The sequence below is a fragment of the Belliella alkalica genome, assembly GCF_022549785.1.
GTDB classification, from domain to species: domain Bacteria; phylum Bacteroidota; class Bacteroidia; order Cytophagales; family Cyclobacteriaceae; genus Belliella; species Belliella alkalica.
The window spans coordinates 141,392-160,890 of record NZ_JAKZGO010000003.1; the positions used below are offsets into that span (position 1 = coordinate 141,392).

Below are 19,499 nucleotides of genomic sequence, written 5' to 3' on the forward strand. Positions count from 1 at the left end.
TCAGATGAAATTATTTGAATTGATAGGAAATACGCCTTTAGTAGAGCTAAATACAATTCCGACAAACCCAAAAGTTAAGATTTTTTGCAAATTGGAAGGGCAAAATCCCGGAGGAAGTGTCAAAGACAGAGCTGCCTACAATATGATCCAATCTGCTTTGGAAAGAGGAGATATCAAAAAAGGAGATAAGTTGGTAGAAGCTACCAGTGGTAATACTGGAATTGCTCTTGCGATGGTAGCAAACAGTTTGGGCGTGCAGATGACTTTAGTGATGCCAGGTAATTCTACCAAAGAGCGTGTATTGTCTATGGAAGCCTACGGAGCGAAAGTGATTCTCACCCCAGCGGAAAAAACCATTGAATATTCTCGGGAATTAGCTGAAAAAATGGCTGATGAAGATGGTTATTTCATGCTTAATCAATTTGCTAATAAGGATAATTACCTTTCTCATTACAAAAGTACTGGCCCAGAAATTTGGAATGATACAGAAGGGAAAATAACTCATTTTGTATCTGCTATGGGTACAACAGGGACGATTATGGGAGTTTCCAAATACCTAAAAGAAAAAAACAATGCCATTCAAATCGTAGGAACCCAGCCTACTGATGGCTCAAGCATTCCAGGAATTAGAAGATGGTCACCTGAATTTTTACCGAAAATTTTTGACCCTAAACGTGTAGACAGAATAATTGATGTGAGTGAACAAGACGCTACTTCAATGACAAGAAGAATGGCCAAGGAAGAAGGGATACTTGCAGGCATGAGCAGCGGTGGAGCATTGTGTGCAGCCTTGCGCTTGGCTAATGAGTTGACTGAAGGGGTAATTGTATGTATTACCTGCGATCGTGGCGATCGCTATCTTAGTTCTGATCTTTTTGGGTGATAGGTAAAGTTCTGATTTTCAGTCCGCATTTTGAGGCTTCTAAAGATTAAAAAGTTGAATAAAACCCTTAGGTTAGCTTTTGAAATTAATCTATGGTTTTTTGATTTTGTATGATGCTAATCATCTGATAGTTTCAATAATTCTAAGAAGCTATTCTGCTGGTAAAATAAAAAATCCCAGAATAGTTAATACTCTGGGATTGATTGTTATTCAACGTGGGTTGTTAGTTTATAAAATTTGTAACTAACTGAAGATTTAATCTTTTGTCAACTTCAGTGCCTTCTTCTTGAAGTCCTCTTAGAATTAGCGTATAAACTCTACTTCCTCTTAATTCAACATTGTTTGCTGTAAGTATTGTTTCACCTGTAGTCTTTGAAATTACTCTGAAGTTATATGTGCCTGAATCCAAACTCTCAAAATCAGTATGTGATTTGAAATCTGCATCATCAATCAAAGGATTTCCTGAATCAGAGACTTGTATGTCTACCGTGCCTGCATCTGGTGAAAGGTGCACAAATCTTAGCTGAGCTTTACCTTGTACTGGAGTTTCCCATCTATCTGTCACAAATATTGCGTCCAAATCATCTACATTGCCAGCAAGAAAGACAGAATATACTGAATCTTGCTCAACCGTGAATTTCTTTTCCAACAAGGAAGTGACAGAATTGAAAGGAGAAAATTTAAAAGTCCTTTCACCTAAATAATACCTGCTGTAAGGCAAAGTTTCGCTGTAGCGGAAAGGGTTGTTAGTCACACGATTGCTGTTGGCAAATACGTCTAAACTAGGAGCATCTGGTGAGCCATGGTAAATAGAAACAAATGCCGCTGGAGGTATCGGAGTTGAATCATTATCATTCAAACATGAAGTAAGCCCAATACTGAGTGCAATCAGTACCAAAAATCCAAAGGATTTTAATTTTTGAGAAATTTTAATCGGAGTAATCATAATAATTGGTTTAGAAATATCTTTTTTGTCATTTCTATCCCATGACGGACAAAGTTTCTGAAATGCTACACAGCTCTACAAAAAATATTTAGATATGATTAGGCTCTGGATGAACCCATGGTTTTCTATATGGTCTTCTTAATTTTGTAGTTGCCTCTTCATCTAATGGTACCGTCATAGACTCTGGATCATATGAAAGTGGCCTGCCCAACTTCATTGAGATATTTGCTAGAATGCAGCTAGCTGTTGAGATGTGACTATTTATTACATCTGCAATAGGTTGTGAATCTATATTGATAGCGTTTATCAAATTCTCAAAATGCTTTCTAGTAGCTGGTACAGCATGAAGTTCAATTCCTTTTTCACTCAAGTCTTCAGGGTATTTGTCTTTTTCATAGACAGCATCCCAGTGAATTTTTTCTTCATTTTTTTCTGAAGGAACAAAATCAGCTCTGAACGGGCTGCCAGCCAAGTATCCTTTTTCGCCAAATATTTTGAATGCCCATGGATAATCTGGATCTTGAGGAGGCCCCCAAGTTCTGTGTTGCCAGACTATATTAATATCATCGTACTCAAAAATTGCTGTTTGTGTATCTGCAATATTTGATTTCCCTTCTTTCTGAACAAAAATTCCACCTGTAGCGGAAATTTTATTAGGCCAACCCAAATCCAACATCCAACGAACACAATCTAGCATGTGGACACACATATCACCAGTGATTCCATTTCCATATTCCATAAATGTCCTCCACCACCTCTGATGTGGAAGTCCATCAAAAGGCCTCATTGGGGCAGGGCCAGTCCAAAGTTCATAGTCAAAATGGTTGGGGATTTCTTGCTCTGGAGGATTTCCATTTGCTCTCATATGGTAATATGAACAAATCTCCACATGGGCAATTTTCCCCAGCTTTCCTGAACCAATGATCATGTTTTTGGCGTCAATCAAGTGCGGAGTGCTTCTTCTTTGAAGTCCCACTTGGATGATTTTATCATATTTTTTTGCAGCAGCTACTACAGCTTCACCTTCAATTACATCCACTGAAATAGGTTTTTGCAAATAGACATGGGAACCGGCTTTCATTGCGTCTATCGTTTGAAGTGCATGCCAGTGATCAGGCGTGCCAATGATAGTAATGTCGAGCTGATGGGATTTTAATAATTCACTATAATCTTTATAAAGTTTAGGGTCACTTGTTGGTAATCTGTTTTTCAAAATTGAATTTGCTTCCTCAAGGTGCTTGCTGTCCACGTCACAGAGAGCGACCACATCTACATTTGCAATCTGAATCAATCTCCATAGGTCCATTTTTCCATACCATCCACATCCTATCAAAGCTACTTTAAGTTTTTCCTTGTTTTGAATAGGCTGAAAAGAGGCCAATCCCAAACTTGAAAGCGCCAAAGCTGCTGCTGATTTTTTGATAAACGATCTTCTTCCTTTTTGCAGGTTGTCCATATAACTAAAGAGTGAAAGTGTTTTGAGTGACCAATATACAAAAGTTTTTAGCCTATTCGGAAATGTGGCAAAACTAGAAAAAACCTTCACTGATCAGCGTGTTCGTCAAAGGAGTTATTGGTTTATTGAGTTGAATAGTTTAAAAATGGACCTCAAAAAAGAGGTTGGTTGATTGTAAAGTGATTAGGTAAACCACATACAAAATGTATTTATAAATTGCCAAAGTTCTAATAGAAGTTGACACTTTTTTCTATTGATTAGAGAAGTTTAACCTCCCGTGCCGATAGCCCCGATATTCTTATCGGGGTCAGGAAGGGTTCTTATGGGTGGTCATGAATCCTGTATCATCCAATATTTCCCGAGTTACAACTCCGGGTTAATCAAAGTTTAATCACTTCGTGGTTTTCATCGTCTCATGTCTCATATCTCATGTCTCTCTCCTCACAAATCCCTCAAAAACATAATTCCCCAATAGCCTAATTCCCCTAGTTACTCAATAACTAAATTAACTAATTCTCTCAAAGCACAACGCCAAACTTCTCACCCAAAGCTCTAAGGTCATCTTCTACGGGTTTGATAAGTGGGATTCCATTTTCCATTCTTTCTGCTTCCAATTCTCTTTCAGGATCTCCTGGGATGAGGACTTTTTCATGGCCTAGAATTGGTTTAGCAGATCTAAATCTTGAAATCCAATTATCCATATGGCTTTTGAATTCATCAGCTGGGCGAAATGCATCTACACGCATAGCACCAAAGAAATGCCCCAAACCTTCTCCGACAGGATTAGGATCTGGCTCCAAAAAAGCTACAAATGGAGGCGCCCAAGGCCCATAATTTGCCCCTGACAAAACCGCAGAAAAAATATCTACTATCGAACCAAGGATATAACCTTTGTGTGAACCATGTTCCCGATCACCTCCAAGCGGCAAGAGTGCACCACCCTTTTTTACACCATTTGCATCAGTTGTTGGAATACCTTCAGCATCTTGTACCCAGCCCAATGGAGCATCAAGGTCTTTGCGCTGAAGGATTTCAAGTTTTCCGTTTGCAGCTGTGGTAGTAGCCATGTCTGCTACAAAAGGAGGTTGATTCTTTGCAGGAATTGCCACTGAAATTGGGTTTGTCCCAAGCATTCTTTCTTTAGAAAATGTAGGACTTACCAAAGGGCTTGCATTGGTGAGTGAAATCCCAATCATATCATGCTCCAATGCCATCATGGCATGGTAACCAGCTATTCCGTAATGATTAGAATTTTTAACAGAAACCCAACCTGTGCCAGCTGTTTTTGCTTTTTCTATTGCTACTTGCATGGCATATGGCGCTACTACCAATCCAAGTCCTCCATCACCATCAACTACAGCAGTACTGGGAGTTTCGTAGCTTACATGTACATTGGGAGTGGGGTTTATCCGTCCTTTTTCCCAAAGCCTGACATATCCCGACAACCTCGCAACTCCGTGCGAATCAACTCCTCTTAAATCTGCTGAAAGCAAGACTTTGGCGGCAAGTGAAGCGTCTTCTTCAGGGCACCCAATGTTGAGAAGTATTTGTTTGGAAAAAGAAAAAAGGTCTTGATAAGTAAATTTATTCATAATAAACGCATAGTTTTTTTGGAGTGAAAGATATTTGCCGATAATCAACAGCTATAGTAATCGGAATATCAAAAGGCTCAAATTTATGATATCGTTGAGCTTCAGATATAGTGCCCTACAATAGTCTCTTTAATTTAATTGAGCACTTTCAAAGGAATTTTTTCCTATCAACTGGGAAATCACTCCCTCTTTGAGGGCAAAACTTGAACAAATAAGCTTCTCTACTGAAATATGCTTTAAAATATAAGAGATCAAGCAGGAGGCAACCACTATCATATCTACCCTCATTGGGATCATTCCTGGTATTTTGAGTCGCTCAGACTTGTTGAGATTTAATAGTTGATCAGCAATAACCTCAAATCCAACACGAGGCAGCATGAAAGTTTGTTCTGTTTTACCTTTCTTTATTTGTTGTGAGGCATAATAAATATCACTTAATGTATCAAAAGTCCCAGATGCACCTACCAATCCAGTTGGTTCATAAGTTTTGATTGCATCAACGAGGTCTGTCAATTTCTCTTCTAAAAATAAGGTTAAATTGGATACCTCTTCTGCATGAATTGGGTCATGATAATGAAAAAGATCCAACAACCTCTGCCCACCGATTTCAAAACTCTGTTTCCAAAGAGCTTCGTATTCATTACCGATTATGAATTCCACAGATCCTCCCCCTATATCCATCATCAGATGATTTTCCCTACTTAAAGATCCGCTAAACCGAATTCCTTCATAGATTAGTTGGGCTTCTTGCTGACCATCGATTACCTGTACAGCTATGTTGAATTTCTCTTTTATTTCTTCTACAAATTGTGTCCCGTTTTCCGCATTTCTTACGGCACTTGTAGCAAAAGCAAAAACTTCAGTGATTCCTTCCCCATCAATTAGATTCCTGAAATGTAGCAATGTATGAAAGGCTCTTTTTTTGGCTTCTTGCGTGATGATATTGTCGGAAATACCTCCTTGTCCTACTTTTACAGCAATTTTTTCTTTATAAATAGTTGTAAAATCTCCTGCATACAAATTCACCAATAACAAATGAAATGTATTGGTACCCATATCAATTATCGCTGCTTTTCTAGGTTTCATAATCGCCTAAATTAAAGTTCTGCGAATATAGAGGTTTTATTTAAAACTGGTGGTCTTCAAACAATTTTATGGAGATGAATTAAGCAATTCTCCTTAAAAATTAACAACACCTTAACTTTGATTTTTTTGATCTAATTTCAGAATTGTTTTTCCACTAATACTCTGCTCCGTATATTTGAAACAACCAAATTAACATTAGACTGATATGGATAGCCAAACCAAAGGTGTTTACACCCTGCCTACGAATAAGGACAAAATTGATTTATTGAAGAAAAAAAATGAAGAAGCCCTTTTGGGTGGAGGTGAGGCGAGAATCGCAGCACAGCACAAAAAAGGAAAGCTTACTGCAAGGGAACGAATTCACCTTCTGATGGACGAAGGGTCGTTTCAAGAAATAGATAAATTTGTCATGCATAGGGCAAAAGATTTTGGTTTGGACAAGGAGCATTATCTAGGGGATGGAGTTGTGACCGGATATGGAGAAATCAATGGAAGGCTGACGTATGTTTATTCTCAAGATTTTACGGTTTTTGGAGGTTCTCTTTCAGAAACTCACGCAGAGAAAATCTGTAAAGTAATGGACATGGCCATGAAAAATGGTGCTCCCATTATAGGACTGAATGATTCTGGAGGTGCGAGGATTCAGGAAGGGGTGGTTTCACTTGGTGGTTATGCAGATATTTTTTACCGCAATACACTCGCTTCGGGTGTGGTGCCGCAGCTTTCTGCCATCATGGGACCATCTGCTGGTGGGGCAGTTTATTCTCCAGCTATCACAGACTTTATCTTGATGGTAGAGAATACCTCGTACATGTTTGTGACGGGACCGAATGTGGTCAAAACAGTAACCCAAGAGACCGTCACAGCAGAGGAACTCGGAGGGGCGAGTACACATAGCTCCAAAAGTGGTGTTACCCATTTTTCTTGTGCAAACGAACTTGAATGTATCAATCACCTCAAACAACTCCTGAGCTATATTCCTCAAAACTGTGAAGATGAAGCGCCGGTCTATGCGTATGAGTTGAAAGAGGATGAATCAAGGCCTGTTTTAAATGATATCATTCCTGACAATGCCAATCATCCTTATGACATCAGGGAAGTCGTTGATGGAATAGTGGATGAAAGCTCATTTTTGGAAGTACATAAAAATTTCGCTGATAATATTGTAGTTGGATTTGCAAGGTTAGCCGGTAGAAGTATCGGAATAGTTGGTAATCAACCTCAGTCTATGGCAGGGGTTTTGGACAATGATGCCTCTGTCAAAGCCGCAAGATTTGTCAGGTTCTGCGATTCATTTAATGTTCCACTATTGGTTTTGGTGGATGTGCCGGGATTTTTACCAGGTACAGATCAAGAGTGGAATGGAATTATCACCAATGGAGCGAAACTCCTATATGCATTCTCAGAAGCAACAGTCCCTAGAATTACAGTGATCACAAGAAAAGCCTATGGAGGCGCCTATGATGTGATGAACTCCAAACACATAGGAGCTGATTTGAATTTTGCATGGCCAACGGCTGAGATTGCTGTGATGGGTGCAAAAGGAGCCGCAGAGATTATTTTCAAAAGAGAAATTGCAGAAGCCGAAAATCCAGAAGAAAAGCTTCAGGAAAAAATTGACGACTACACAGCCAAATTCGCAAACCCATACAGAGCGGCCCATAGAGGTTTCATAGATGAAGTCATCATCCCTTCCGAAACCCGTGAGAAACTAATCCGAGGATTCAAAATGCTAGAAAACAAAGTGGACAAACTCCCAAGGAAAAAGCATGGGAATATTCCTTTGTAGTCGATTGGTTATTGAGTGATTGGTTAAATAGTTACTTGGAGATTAGTTGAATTAGTTATCGGTCAGAGGTGTTGATTAGCTGAAAGAACTTGAGTTGTTGAAAAAAAGTTATTTGTATTAAGATATTTCATAAAAGCTGTTGCAATGTAAGGTCAAGATATTTGATTTTCTTTCTATTAGATTCAATTCAAAAAATCAATAATCTGTTTGATAACTTAGCTATCTAATTGCAAAACTATTAAATATTAAGAGAATGGGATTTCAGACTTTTGAGGATTTAGAGGTATGGAAAAAGAGTAGAGATCTACGAATGTTTGTTAAAAAGCTAGTACAAAAATTCCCAAATGAGGAAAAATATGTTCTAGAAAAGCAAGTAATTAGATCCTCCAGGTCAATTACCAATAATATAGCAGAAGGTTATGGAAGGTTCTTTTTTCAGGAAAACATACAGTTTTGTAGAATTGCTCGCGGTTCTCTTGAGGAAACCTTAGACCATATGATCATTGCAAATGATGAAGGTTATATATCTAATGAGGATTTGTTAGGGTTTAGAAACCTTCATGGGGAATGTCTAAGATTGTTGAATGGATACATTAGCTATTTAATAAAAGTAAAGTCTGGTACTGCACCACCAAAATGATTACGGAAGAGCTTTAAAAGGTTTGAAATGTAATTAAGATATTGTTGTTAATTTAAAAATGGCATTCTTTTCATTTAAAAAGTTTCTATCTCTTAGTTTCTTGTAACGATGTGAGGGCAAATAAATAGATCAATATCTTACTTAACCATTCCCAAGTTACCAAATTCAACATTTCAACCAATAACTTAATTCCCCAATTAACTTATTACCAATTTAATTAATCAACCGAATACACAAATTCAACTTATCAATCAAATAATCAATACAGGATGTCAAAATCAGAAAAATTTATATACAAATACCTCAATACAGCAAGTCCAACAGGTTTTGAAGCTTCAGGGCAGCAGGTATGGTTGGATTATATCAAGCCTTATGTAGATACTCACTTTACGGACAATTATGGAACGGCAGTAGGGGTGATCAACCCCGATGCTGAATTCAAAGTGGTAATTGAAGCTCATGCGGATGAGATCAGTTGGTTTGTCAATTACATTACTCCGGAAGGCTACATTTATGTAAGAAGAAATGGTGGCTCAGATCACATGATCGCACCATCCATGCGTGTCAATATCCATACAGATGAGAAAGTCATTCCAGGAGTTTTTGGTTGGCCGGCAATACATGTGAGGAAAGATGGGAAAGAAGACGCGCCAACATTGGACAATATTTTTATTGATGTAGGAGCCAGGACCAAAGAGGAAGTGGAAAAAATGGGTATTCATGTAGGTTGTGTGATCACGTTTCAAGATGAGTTGACAGAGTTGAATGATAAATTCTATAGCGGTAGAGCCTTGGATAATAGAGTAGGAGGTTTTATGATTGCTGAGGTAGCAAGGTTGCTTCACGAATCCAAAGTCAAATTACCTTTCGGGTTATATATCGTAAATGCTGTACAGGAAGAAATAGGTCTTCGAGGTGCTTCCATGATTGCTGCGAGAATCAAGCCTCAAGTAGCTATCATCACAGATGTATGTCATGACACGACCGCGCCAATGTATAATAAAATCACATCAGGAGACTTGGTAGCAGGAAAAGGCCCAGTTTTAACTTATGGGGCATCTGTTCATAAAAAATTATTGGATTTAATCATTGATTCTGCCACGAAAAGAGAAATCAGTTTCCAACGTTCTGCGGCTTCTCGTGTTACAGGAACGGATACTGACGCATTTGCATACTCTAACGAGGGAGTACCATCAGCTTTGATTTCTTTGCCATTGAAATATATGCACACAACGGTGGAAACTGCCAGCAAAGAAGATATCCAGCAAGTCATCCAATTGATCAAGGGATTCCTAGAAGACTTCGATCCAAAGTTTGACTTTAGGTATGTTGTTTGATAAGGTTATTTATCTTAAGATTATTGGACAATTAAAAGATTAAGCTCTCAGTGTCAAAGACAAAATACAGATATTATGTGATTGTTTTTTAGTGATAACAAACATTGCATGATTCGTAAACCCTTTGACGCTGAGTACTTAGGTCCTTGCTTTTAAAAGTAATTATAAACTTTTTTACTACAGATTTTTTTAAAAAGTCAATTGAAACAATTGTGATAAAGTGCTGATTATTAGATTTTAAATCAAACATAGTTTTTACGCGGCCCTCCCCCTCTTGTGTAATCATATATCTATACAACAATCTATATGACCATACATGTATATACAAGAAATCAGGGAACAATGCACCGATTATATCGTTTTTAATAGTATGCTTTATTCAAGTGTAAATTAAATTTAAATTAGAAATACTAATTTGTAAAATTTCAGCTAATAAAAATTTTATTTTTAAATACACTAAATATTTACTTGTTTATATCGCATATCTGATTTTAATAATCGTCTATCGATATAATATTCCAATTGTAATATTTTAAATAAATATTAAAATAAACCAACTATGTTAAAGATTTTATCTTATTTACTATTTACTGTTTCTCTTTTCTCTATACAAGGTACTAAAGCGCAAAGTATAGAGATCAAGGGGAAAGTAATTGAAGCGGAATCTTCAGATCCTCTAGAGTTTGCTAATATAGCCTTACTCTCTACCGAAGATTCGACATTGGTGACAGGGGGCATGAGTGAATTGGATGGTACTTTTTCTTTTACAAGTAGTCCGGGTAACTACATCCTAAGAGTAGGTTTCATAGGTTACGAGAGTAGATTTAGAAATGTCACTGTAGGAGAGAAAGAAGTAGTCAATGTAGGAAATGTAAGACTGAGAAAAGACGCACAAAATCTCGATGAAGTAGTAGTGGAAGGGGTGACCTCTATGTTTGAAAGTGATATTGACAAGAGAAGGTATAATGTAGAAAACAGCATTGTTGCCGAAGGTGCCACTGCTTCCGAGCTATTGTCCACCTTGCCATCGATTCAAATGGATGATGAAGGGGGGATTTCGATGAGAGGAAGTGGGAATATATTGATTTACATCAATGGCCGACCTTCAAACTTATCTGGTGACGATGCAGAAAGTGTGCTAGCCCAATTTCCAGCTAACAGTATCAAGTCTGTAGAATTGATTACCAATCCATCATCTAGATATGATGCGACAGGTGTTGGTGGGATTATTAACATTATCCTTAAAAAGAATGAGAAAACAGGTCTTAATGGGCAAGTTGATGCTTCCGTGGGGACACGAGATAAATATAGTGCTGGTCTAAACATGAATTACGGAACAGAAAAGGCAAATTATTATTTATCTTATAGTTTCCAAGATAGAAGAAGGTTCAGAGAAAGTGAATCTTTTAGACAATCAAATATTTCTGGAGTTTCCCCAATTTTGGATCAAGATGCTTTCCAATTGAACAGAGATGTCAATCACCTTGTGAGAGGTGGGGTAGATTGGCGCTTGACTGAAAACAAAAACTTGGGAGTTTATGCCCAAGGGAATTTTAGAGATAGAACAGGTAGTGAACTTTTGAACCAAAGAAACATTAATGCCAATCAAGGTCTTGATAGTTTGTTTCTAAGAGATAATCAAGAGACTAGATTTAGTACAAATTTTGAAACCGGAATAAATTATTCTGTCGATTTGGATACTTTAGGACAGCGATTCTTTACTTCTGCATCTTTTTCAAGAGATGAAAGGACACAAGAGGAGATTTATAACCAAACTTTTTTCAACTCATTTAATCAAGAGGTACCTTCCAATAGAATTCTCCAAATCAATGAGAGGCCTCAGACAAGTAATTTGTATGTGTTACAGCTGGATTATGAAAAGCCCTTCATTGGTGGAGGAATGTTGGAAACTGGACTGAAAGGAACATTTGGGCAATGGGATCGTTCCCAAAATTTTTCAGAAGGCAATGAAGATAATGGTTTCAATCCAGTACTGAATGATTTCTTTAGTGATGGATTTAATTTCAAGGAAGATGTATATGCTACCTATTTGAGTTACAGAAATAAAATCGGGAAATTAGGCTATCAAGGTGGATTGAGAGCAGAATATACAGAGACTATTTCTACATTGGAAAGTGACCAGTCGCAATTTGTCAACAATTACTTCAATATTTTTCCAAGTGCTTATTTAAGTTACGAAATTAGACAGGAAGAGGAGTTTACGGCAAATTTCAGTCGTAGGATTTCAAGACCTGGGATTTGGTCATTGGCTCCGATATTTGGAGTTGGGGATTTGTACAATTTAAGTATTGGTAACCCTCAGCTTCAACCTGAATTCACAAATAGTTATGAAGTAGGATACATGAAAGGTTGGGAAAAGTACCTATTGAATGCCACAGTTTACCATAGGTATTCTACAGATATCCAAACTAGGGTGATTCGGCTAAATGATGATAATGTTGCAATCCAGACTAGAGAAAATGCAAATAGTCGTGCGAGTACAGGTTTTGAATTGATCAATCAAATTCAGTTTACACAATGGTTTGATGCGACGCTTTCAGGGAATTTCTTCTATTCTGAAATTCAAGGTGATAATATTGAAGCAGGTTTCAATAATTCCAACTTTTCTTGGACAGTGAATTTGCTGGCTAATATGGCAATTCCGAAGTTTGCAACCTTACAAATACAAGGAGACTATAGAGGCCCAATAGTCTTGCCTCAAGGGGAGATAGAGCCACTATGGGGTGTGAATGTAGGTTTACGAAAAGATATTTTGGATAAAAAAGCCACAATAAGTCTTAATGTAAGTGATATATTCAATACAAGAATTTTCAAAATCAGAACAGAAGATCAAAGATTCACACAAGATCGAATGTTCAATAGAGAAACCAGAATTGGTACTTTATCTTTTACCTACAGATTTGGAGGGTTTAAGGATAAAAGAAACGGAAGAGAAGATAGAGACAGGGATGATTTCGATGATGGAGATTTTTAACCTCTCAAGAAAAATCCAAAAGGAGAGCCCTTTTGGATTTTTTCATTTTTAGGTGGTTTATTATTTTGAACTCCGTTTCTTTGTAGGATGATTACGATTTATACAGATGGAGCAGCAAAGGGAAACCCAGGTCCAGGTGGATTTGGAACAGTGCTGCTTTATAATCAACACAGGAAAGAACTTTCGGAAGGTTTTAGGCTTACCACCAACAATAGAATGGAACTCTTAGCCGTGATTAAGGGGTTGGAAGAACTGAAAGTGTTAGGTATTCCTGTTTCCATTTTTTCAGATAGCAAGTATGTTGTCGATGCTGTAGAAAAAGGCTGGATTTGGGGTTGGCAGAAAAAAGGATTTAAGGACAAAAAAAATGTTGATTTGTGGAAAAGATACATCCCTCTGCATTTAAAATTCAAGCCGAAATTCATCTGGGTAAAAGGGCATGCGGGAAATCCACTCAATGAACGATGTGACCAATTGGCCGTGTCTGCTGCTGAAGGAAGAAACCTTCAGGCTGACATAGGCTATGAGGCGGATAAAAAAGGTGCTTCTGATTTGTTTTGATCTTTGTTGATTCCAATGGCAAACTCCTTCTTTCAATTCAAGCAATTTGGGATTCATCAAGATCGGTGCGGCATGAAAGTCAGTACCGATGCTGTCCTTTTGGGAGCAATAGCAGGAAGTGGAGCCGTGGTTTCGGCTTTAGATATTGGTGTTGGTACCGGGGTTATTTCTTTGATGCTGGCGCAAAGGTTTAGTGATCTCGATGTTGTGGGTGTAGAACTAGATGATGAAGCGTTTATTCAAGCCTCTGAAAATGCCAAATCCTCCAAGTTTTCAAATCGAATTACATTTCATCAAGGATATTTTCAGGATTTTTCGAAAAACAATACAGCAAAGTTTGACTTGATTGTCACCAATCCGCCATATTTTCCTGATCACATCAAAACAAAAGATCTTCAAAGAAACAAAGCGCTCCATAATGATAGCCTCCCTTTTGGAGAACTAGTCCAAGGTGCAGTGCCTCTATTGGAAAGAAGTGGAGCGTTTTGGTTGATTTTGCCTCCAAGACAAATGCAGGATTTTCAGACATTGTGCTTGGATGAAGGGCTTTTTCCTTTTCATCAAGTCAATGTCAGGGATAAGGCTGGTTCCAAAGTGATCAGAGTTGTCCAAGCTTTTTCTTTTGATCAAAGAGACATGATTTCCAAAGACCTTCATATCAAAAATGATGATGGAACATATGCAATGGCTTATAGAGAGCTCCTAAAGGACTTTTTGATCATCTTTTAGATTGATTCGATTTTTTCCTGAAAAATTATATTTTCTTTCTCCAGTGATTCAAGGATTGGAAGGTAGATTTCAGGTGTGATTGGGATCTGAAGACCTCGTGATTTGATTTTTCCATCAAGAAATAGGTCCACTGCTATCGCCAGTGGCAAACCTACTGTCTTTGCCATGGCTGTATAGTCTTGGTTTCCCCCTCTACTGACAAGGCTGGAAGTGATTTTCTTGATACCAGAAGCTGTTTTTACTTCAAACAAATGCTGCATCACTATCATGTCTTTGTCTTCAGGTATTAGTGCCCATTTAGCCTCTAGCAATACCTGCAAAATGGCTGCAGGGCTTCCTTTTAAGATTGGTAATGCTGTGTCATCAAAAAGTCCAAGCCAAGTGATTTTCTCGACAATTTCATCTGTCACCCATGGAAGAAGCTCCTTTATTTTCAATTCTACTGATGTTTCTTCTTGATATGGCAAGAAGGAATTTACAAACATCCTTGCTGTAAAGCCTTCTGGCAAATCCATTTTGAAGCTGTCATCAGTCATTCCTAATTGGACAAATACATCCCAGCTTTGACAAAATCCGGCTCTTCTGAGCGTGCCTCGAAGAAGGGTAGGGATGCTTTCCAGTCCATAAATTTTTCGGTAGCTGAGTGAATCCCTGTTTGGATAGCCATCGAAGTCGCCAACCTCGTCAAATGAAATTGTCTCCAACCTTCTGAAAAGCATGTGGTAGGGAATGTATTTGTATCTTCCATTTCGGATAAACCTAGAAACTCCCTGACCAGCTAAAACCACATTTCTTGGATTCCAAGTGAATTTGTATTTCCAAGGATTATCTTCACTTTCGGGAGTCAATACGCCTCCAGTATAGGATTTGAAACTCAAGATTTCATGGCCTTTGGCTTTTTCCGAATCGATTATTTTCATAGCTGACATGTGATCAATCCCTGGGTCTAGACCACATTCATTGAGGAAAAGTAAGTTTTTAGCTTTGATTTCATCAGACATTTTTCTGAGCTCCTCTGACTCGTAAGAAGCAGTAAAAAAATGTTTGCCTAGTTCAAGGCAATCTTTCGCAATTATTGGGTGAAGAAAAGCAGGTAGCATAGAAATAACAACATCGGCGTCTTTAATAGCGGAATGCCTATTTTCTCTATTTTCAAGGTCAATCGCTATAGCTGTAGTGCGTGGGTTTCCACTGCACTTTTTTTCTGCAATTTCTTTACTTATATCAGCTAGAATTAAATTTCTGTTTTTTTTCTCCGTCGTTAAAATCAAATATTCTATCAAATAGACGGATGACTTGCCGGTTCCAATAATTAAGATAGTTGCCATGATAAAAATTTTTTTTCAGTCCTCCAAGATCAAAAAAATGTATGATTGAAAAAAATCGCGCGTTAAATTTTCCGTAAAAAATAACTTTTGCCATTTATTTTTTGTTTATTCAAGCCCTCCAAATGAGAATTATGACGAAAAATATAGAAATTAAAGTGTCACTTGAGGTTTTTTCTAAAGAAGAGTGGCTAGATGAAGATGCAATGCTCATAAATAAGGCGAAAGAAATTTTGGAAAATGCACATGCACCATACTCCAATTTTTTGGTAGGTGCAGCATTGCTATTAGAAAATGGGGGTGTTTTTGTTGCGAATAACCAAGAGAATGTTTCCTTCCCTGTGGGGATATGTGCCGAAAGAGCGGTTTTGAGCTACGCTATGGGTAACTTCCCTGATTCTAGGCCATTGAAAATTGCAATAGTGGCAAAAAGAAGAGTGGACAACCAATTGGCTACAGTCACTCCTTGCGGACTATGTCGACAAACAATCAATGAGTACGAAGTGAAATTCAACCATCCCATAGAAATATTGATGTTGAATCCTCAGGAAGAAATACTTAAAGCATCAGGAATTGATCAGTTATTGCCGTTTAGGTTTAATGATTTGAATAGCTAATGAAATCTCAGGTTAGTTACGAGCACATTGCTCAATATTATCTTTCTCACAATCCATCCGGAGCAGAAAAAGAAATTTGGATAGTTCTACATGGTTATGGTCAATTGGCAGAGTTTTTTCTGAGAAAATTCAATAGTTGTTTTTCTGAAGAAAGACTTTTTGTGGCTCCCGAAGCGACAAATTATAATTATTTGAATGGGTTTAGCGGAAGAGTAGGGGCAAATTGGATGACAAGACATGAGAGGGAGTTGGCGATCTCTAATAATCAAAGGCTTTTGAATAGTTTGATTGATACTATTTGCAATGAGTATGAAGTTTTGCCCAAAATTAATGTTCTGGGATTTTCCCAAGGTGCAGCTACGGCAAGTAGGTGGTGTAACCAACTCAAATATCCCATCAGTAAATTGGTACTTTGGGGTGGAGGTTTTGCGAATGATTTACAAATAGAAGGTCTTGGGGATGCCCTTAAGCTCTCAGAAGTAATCGTTGTTTTAGGTGATCAAGATGAATTTATCACCACAGACTCAATTCAAAAACAAGAAGAGTTAATCTTAAGTTTAGAAGTAAAAGTCAATAATATCACCTATTCTGGTGGACATGATTTGCATACTCCAACACTTGAAATGATAGTCCTTAAAAAAAATTAATCTATTGGTTAGGGAAAATAGTTTGATATTAACCCTCAGTTACTTAATTTTCTAAAAATTTTATACATAATCTGTAATGCTGACCCTAACAGAAAAAGAAATAGAAAAAGTCGCGGCTCTGCTGCAAAAAGGTATGATTTGTTTTTATCAATTAGATAATAAAAAAATACATCATTTGCCTGATGATGAAGATTATTTCAACTACGACTTGACTCCTGAAGAAGAGGACGTTCTTGATGAAATAGATGATAATCCAGATAATTTTGCGGAATTCACAAAGATGGATCTCAATCAGGAGCACCAAATGATGGAAGGCTTTGCTGATAGGATAGTAAAAGAAAAGAATTTTCAAGATGAATTATTCAATGCTTTGAGCAAACCAAAAGCAGCAACTGGATTTAAATTTTTAATTGATAATTCAGGTAAGTATAATGATCGTTGGATCGAATACAAGCTCGAAAAATATAAGGATTGGGTGATGGAGCAAGTTGATGCTTTCAATTATGCCGATGAATAAATAAAAAGGAGGCTGTGAATTCACAGCCTCCTTTTTTTATACGTTTACGTGTCTCTCTGCATGGTAAGAGGATCTAACTAATGGTCCTGATTCGACATATTTCAAGCCACGACTTAGCCCTTCTTCTCTATACAAGGCAAACATATCTGGATGTATAAATTCCGCAACCTCAATATGCATTTTTGTAGGCTGTAGATATTGGCCCAAAGTAAGGATATCACATCCATGCGCTGCCAGATCATCCATAGCTTTGAATACTTCTTCTTTAGTCTCTCCAAGACCTAGCATAATACCTGTTTTGGTTCTTTTCCCGTACTCTTTGGTAAGCTTGATCTGTTCCAAAGAACGATTATATTTTGCTTGGGGTCTCACTCTTCTATACAAGCTTTCTACAGTCTCCATATTGTGTGAAACCACTTCTTGGCCACCACTGATCATTCTATACAAAGCATCCCAATTTGATTTTACATCTGGAATCAATGTCTCAATTGTGGTTTGCGGTGAAAGTTTTTTTGTTTCTACCACAGTTTGATACCAAATTTCGGCACCTCTATCTTTTAGCTCATCTCTATTGACAGAGGTAATTACAGCATGCTTAACCCCCATCAGTTGAATAGCTTCAGCAACTCTTCTAGGCTCGTCAGTATCGTACTCAGGCGGTCTTCCTGTAGCCACAGCACAGAAAGAGCATGACCTTGTACAGACATTGCCCAAGATCATAAATGTTGCTGTACCAGCGCCCCAACATTCCCCCATGTTTGGGCAATTACCACTTTCGCAGATAGTATTTAATTTATGTTGATCGACGAGTTTTCTGACTTTTGCATATTCTTTTCCTACAGGCAACTTTACCCTGAGCCAGTCAGGCTTTTTTCTTTTTGTTGTCTCTGCGGAAATTACAGGTAGTTCAATCATCTTTTTTTACTTATTGATTGGGCAAAATTAATGTTTATAGCTTTAGAAACCCAAAATAATCGCTACTTCCTGAATCCATAAAACAAAGTGAAATAAACTGATTGATAAAACTGTCTATTTTCAGTAGTTGGCATTAATTCGATTTCTTTTGTAAAACCCTCTAATTGGTAACCTAGTTCCAATCCTATTGCACTTGATCGAAATGTTCCAAATTCGAAAAATAATGCAGCTTTTGCATTTCCACCGAAGGCTATTTCTGATTGTCCTAAACCTTCAAATATCCTGCCTGGTCCCAAGACGTTGAACCTACTTTGGTGAACTTCCGGATTATATTGTTCTCTTACAGTTTCGACTCTACTAATCGCATACTCTATGAAATAGGGTGAAATCAATCCAATGGAGGGACCAATAGCTGCTAACGCTGATATTTGCACTCCTTGTGAAGGAGCTTTGTTGAAAAGAACTATCTCTCTGCCATAATATGGTCTAATAGAGTAAAGATAGTTTGATTTTCCAAAAATAAAGGAATTGCCAAGTATTGTATTATACCTTACTTCTTTGGGGTTTTTGACATTTGCCAAGTCAATCCCAAAAAACTGGAAATTGGTATCATCAATTCGAAAACCAAATTTTAAAGAGGCGCCTCCTATAAGTCCACCATTGGTGTTTTTGTTAAGCCCAAAAAACACCTCTCTATCATATTCATAGTTGCCGGCATCCTCTCTTTGGCCATAGCTGCTGAAGCAGACGAAGATAAATAGGCCGATCATTGTATATTTTAATCCCTTTGTCATAGTTAGTCAGGAATTTAACGCTAATTTTGGTTCTAAGTTACTAAACCAAAAATAAAAGTAAGAGTTTATGCCAACTTTAAAAAGTTCATACTTAGGAAATCTTAGAACACAAATGACACATCTTCAGTCTGGCACTGAAGTCATCACGGATGCACCAGTTGATAACAATGGAAAGGGAGAAGCATTTTCGCCCACTGATTTGGTTGCTGCTGCTTTAGGTAGCTGTATGGTCACAATCATGGGCATTGTTGCTGAAAGAGAAGGAATCGCAATGAATGGGTTGACATGGGAAGTGACCAAAGTGATGCAAGCTCAACCCAGAAAGATTTCAGAAATCGTCATCGATTTTCACTGGGAAGAGAATGGTGTCAATGAAAAAATAATTCAAAAGCTGAAAAGTGCTGCTAAAACTTGCCCGGTTGCTTTGAGTTTAGATCCTGAGATTAAGCAGACGATTAATTTTAATTTTTAGCATCTAATTTTCAATACTAAGAATGCGTTAGTGGCTCTCGTCTAAGAGTGTTGAAATAACAAAGAGTAATCGCAAAACTTCACTTGGCTGAAATTTTGTGATTACTCAATTTGATATTAATAAAAATGTAAATAAGAAATGACTCCAGTAATTTAAGGAGAGAGTTTTCTTTGATTCATTTCGATCTACCAGAGGCGG

Annotated in this window: 18 protein-coding genes; 11 read left to right on the plus strand and 7 right to left on the minus strand. The window is 37.6% G+C overall.

Annotation, left to right across the window (positions count from 1 at the left end):
- Window positions 1–4: 4 nt before the first annotated feature.
- Window positions 5–883: a cysteine synthase CysM gene (gene cysM / locus MM213_RS04635; RefSeq protein WP_241410307.1), complete on the plus strand. Its 879-nt coding sequence runs from the start codon at window positions 5–7 to the stop codon at window positions 881–883.
- A 223-nt stretch (window positions 884–1,106) separates the two neighbouring features.
- Here the strand turns inward: cysM and MM213_RS04640 are convergent, their stop codons facing one another.
- From MM213_RS04640 to MM213_RS04655, 4 genes are all read right to left on the minus strand, one after another.
- Window positions 1,107–1,829 (minus strand): DUF4397 domain-containing protein, encoded by a 723-nt coding sequence (locus MM213_RS04640; protein WP_241410308.1) that lies wholly within the window; start codon window positions 1,827–1,829, stop codon window positions 1,107–1,109.
- An 88-nt stretch (window positions 1,830–1,917) separates the two neighbouring features.
- A complete protein-coding gene (locus MM213_RS04645; RefSeq protein ID WP_241410501.1) occupies window positions 1,918–3,285 on the minus strand; it encodes a Gfo/Idh/MocA family protein in 1,368 nt (455 codons plus the stop codon).
- Between the two features lie 518 nt (window positions 3,286–3,803).
- Window positions 3,804–4,877, minus strand: coding sequence for an Ldh family oxidoreductase (locus MM213_RS04650; protein WP_241410309.1), 1,074 nt, complete (start codon window positions 4,875–4,877; stop codon window positions 3,804–3,806).
- Between the two features lie 129 nt (window positions 4,878–5,006).
- Entirely contained in the window at window positions 5,007–5,963 is a 957-nt protein-coding gene (locus MM213_RS04655) for a Ppx/GppA phosphatase family protein (protein ID WP_241410310.1), read from the minus strand.
- Between the two features lie 205 nt (window positions 5,964–6,168).
- Here MM213_RS04655 and MM213_RS04660 point away from each other — a divergent pair, with 205 nt between their 5' ends.
- The 6 genes from MM213_RS04660 (at window position 6,169) to MM213_RS04685 (ending at window position 14,014) form a co-directional block, all read left to right on the plus strand.
- Entirely contained in the window at window positions 6,169–7,752 is a 1,584-nt protein-coding gene (locus MM213_RS04660) for an acyl-CoA carboxylase subunit beta (RefSeq protein ID WP_241410311.1), read from the plus strand.
- Window positions 7,753–8,005: 253 nt separating this feature from the next.
- On the plus strand, window positions 8,006–8,392 hold the full coding sequence (locus MM213_RS04665) for a four helix bundle protein (protein WP_014772372.1): 387 nt from the start codon (window positions 8,006–8,008) through the stop codon (window positions 8,390–8,392).
- A 269-nt stretch (window positions 8,393–8,661) separates the two neighbouring features.
- A complete protein-coding gene (locus MM213_RS04670) occupies window positions 8,662–9,729 on the plus strand; it encodes a M42 family metallopeptidase (RefSeq protein WP_241410312.1) in 1,068 nt (355 codons plus the stop codon).
- 559 nt (window positions 9,730–10,288) lie between these two features.
- Window positions 10,289–12,724 carry a TonB-dependent receptor gene (locus tag MM213_RS04675; RefSeq protein ID WP_241410313.1) on the plus strand — a complete coding sequence of 812 codons (2,436 nt, stop codon included), beginning with the start codon at window positions 10,289–10,291 and terminating at the stop codon, window positions 12,722–12,724.
- Between the two features lie 87 nt (window positions 12,725–12,811).
- Window positions 12,812–13,285, plus strand: a complete 474-nt coding sequence (gene rnhA / locus MM213_RS04680) for a ribonuclease HI (protein WP_241410314.1) — start codon at window positions 12,812–12,814, stop codon at window positions 13,283–13,285.
- 72 nt (window positions 13,286–13,357) lie between these two features.
- A complete protein-coding gene (locus tag MM213_RS04685; RefSeq protein WP_241410315.1) occupies window positions 13,358–14,014 on the plus strand; it encodes a tRNA1(Val) (adenine(37)-N6)-methyltransferase in 657 nt (218 codons plus the stop codon).
- Here the strand turns inward: MM213_RS04685 and MM213_RS04690 are convergent.
- Window positions 14,011–15,342: a saccharopine dehydrogenase family protein gene (locus MM213_RS04690; protein ID WP_241410316.1), complete on the minus strand. Its 1,332-nt coding sequence runs from the start codon at window positions 15,340–15,342 to the stop codon at window positions 14,011–14,013. The genes MM213_RS04685 and MM213_RS04690 overlap by 4 nt on opposite strands.
- A 131-nt stretch (window positions 15,343–15,473) precedes the next feature.
- Between MM213_RS04690 and MM213_RS04695 the strand changes: the two genes are divergently transcribed.
- From MM213_RS04695 to MM213_RS04705, 3 genes are all read left to right on the plus strand, one after another.
- Window positions 15,474–15,956, plus strand: coding sequence for a cytidine deaminase (locus tag MM213_RS04695; RefSeq protein ID WP_241410317.1), 483 nt, complete (start codon window positions 15,474–15,476; stop codon window positions 15,954–15,956).
- Entirely contained in the window at window positions 15,956–16,603 is a 648-nt protein-coding gene (locus MM213_RS04700) for an alpha/beta hydrolase (protein WP_241410318.1), read from the plus strand. Before MM213_RS04695 ends, MM213_RS04700 begins: the two co-directional genes overlap by 1 nt.
- A gap of 76 nt (window positions 16,604–16,679) precedes the next feature.
- The gene (locus MM213_RS04705) at window positions 16,680–17,120 is read left to right on the plus strand and encodes a UPF0158 family protein (RefSeq protein WP_241410319.1); all 441 of its coding nucleotides are present in this window, start codon (window positions 16,680–16,682) and stop codon (window positions 17,118–17,120) included.
- A 36-nt stretch (window positions 17,121–17,156) separates the two neighbouring features.
- Here MM213_RS04705 and lipA read toward each other — a convergent pair whose 3' ends face one another.
- Window positions 17,157–18,035 carry a lipoyl synthase gene (gene lipA / locus MM213_RS04710; protein WP_241410320.1) on the minus strand — a complete coding sequence of 293 codons (879 nt, stop codon included), beginning with the start codon at window positions 18,033–18,035 and terminating at the stop codon, window positions 17,157–17,159.
- Between the two features lie 62 nt (window positions 18,036–18,097).
- Window positions 18,098–18,829 (minus strand): hypothetical protein, encoded by a 732-nt coding sequence (locus MM213_RS04715; RefSeq protein ID WP_241410321.1) that lies wholly within the window; start codon window positions 18,827–18,829, stop codon window positions 18,098–18,100.
- Between the two features lie 67 nt (window positions 18,830–18,896).
- On the opposite strand from MM213_RS04715, the gene MM213_RS04720 reads away from it, so the two are divergent.
- Window positions 18,897–19,301 carry an OsmC family protein gene (locus MM213_RS04720; protein WP_241410322.1) on the plus strand — a complete coding sequence of 135 codons (405 nt, stop codon included), beginning with the start codon at window positions 18,897–18,899 and terminating at the stop codon, window positions 19,299–19,301.
- Window positions 19,302–19,499 lie beyond the last annotated feature (198 nt).

Excerpts from the sequence above, each read along its gene's own strand:
- MM213_RS04655 (WP_241410310.1), bottom strand. The coding sequence starts at position 5,963 with ATGAAACCTAGAAAAGCAGCGATAATTGATATGGGTACCAATACATTT.
- MM213_RS04670 (WP_241410312.1), top strand. The coding sequence starts at position 8,662 with ATGTCAAAATCAGAAAAATTTATATACAAATACCTCAATACAGCAAGT.
- MM213_RS04665 (WP_014772372.1), top strand. The coding sequence starts at position 8,006 with ATGGGATTTCAGACTTTTGAGGATTTAGAGGTATGGAAAAAGAGTAGA.
- rnhA (WP_241410314.1), top strand. The coding sequence starts at position 12,812 with ATGATTACGATTTATACAGATGGAGCAGCAAAGGGAAACCCAGGTCCA.
- MM213_RS04640 (WP_241410308.1), bottom strand. The coding sequence starts at position 1,829 with ATGATTACTCCGATTAAAATTTCTCAAAAATTAAAATCCTTTGGATTT.
- cysM (WP_241410307.1), top strand. The coding sequence starts at position 5 with ATGAAATTATTTGAATTGATAGGAAATACGCCTTTAGTAGAGCTAAAT.
- MM213_RS04705 (WP_241410319.1), top strand. The coding sequence starts at position 16,680 with ATGCTGACCCTAACAGAAAAAGAAATAGAAAAAGTCGCGGCTCTGCTG.
- MM213_RS04690 (WP_241410316.1), bottom strand. The coding sequence starts at position 15,342 with ATGGCAACTATCTTAATTATTGGAACCGGCAAGTCATCCGTCTATTTG.
- MM213_RS04695 (WP_241410317.1), top strand. The coding sequence starts at position 15,474 with ATGACGAAAAATATAGAAATTAAAGTGTCACTTGAGGTTTTTTCTAAA.
- MM213_RS04685 (WP_241410315.1), top strand. The coding sequence starts at position 13,358 with ATGAAAGTCAGTACCGATGCTGTCCTTTTGGGAGCAATAGCAGGAAGT.
- MM213_RS04645 (WP_241410501.1), bottom strand. The coding sequence starts at position 3,285 with ATGGACAACCTGCAAAAAGGAAGAAGATCGTTTATCAAAAAATCAGCA.
- MM213_RS04715 (WP_241410321.1), bottom strand. The coding sequence starts at position 18,829 with ATGACAAAGGGATTAAAATATACAATGATCGGCCTATTTATCTTCGTC.
- lipA (WP_241410320.1), bottom strand. The coding sequence starts at position 18,035 with ATGATTGAACTACCTGTAATTTCCGCAGAGACAACAAAAAGAAAAAAG.
- MM213_RS04650 (WP_241410309.1), bottom strand. The coding sequence starts at position 4,877 with ATGAATAAATTTACTTATCAAGACCTTTTTTCTTTTTCCAAACAAATA.
- MM213_RS04720 (WP_241410322.1), top strand. The coding sequence starts at position 18,897 with ATGCCAACTTTAAAAAGTTCATACTTAGGAAATCTTAGAACACAAATG.
- MM213_RS04675 (WP_241410313.1), top strand. The coding sequence starts at position 10,289 with ATGTTAAAGATTTTATCTTATTTACTATTTACTGTTTCTCTTTTCTCT.
- MM213_RS04660 (WP_241410311.1), top strand. The coding sequence starts at position 6,169 with ATGGATAGCCAAACCAAAGGTGTTTACACCCTGCCTACGAATAAGGAC.
- MM213_RS04700 (WP_241410318.1), top strand. The coding sequence starts at position 15,956 with ATGAAATCTCAGGTTAGTTACGAGCACATTGCTCAATATTATCTTTCT.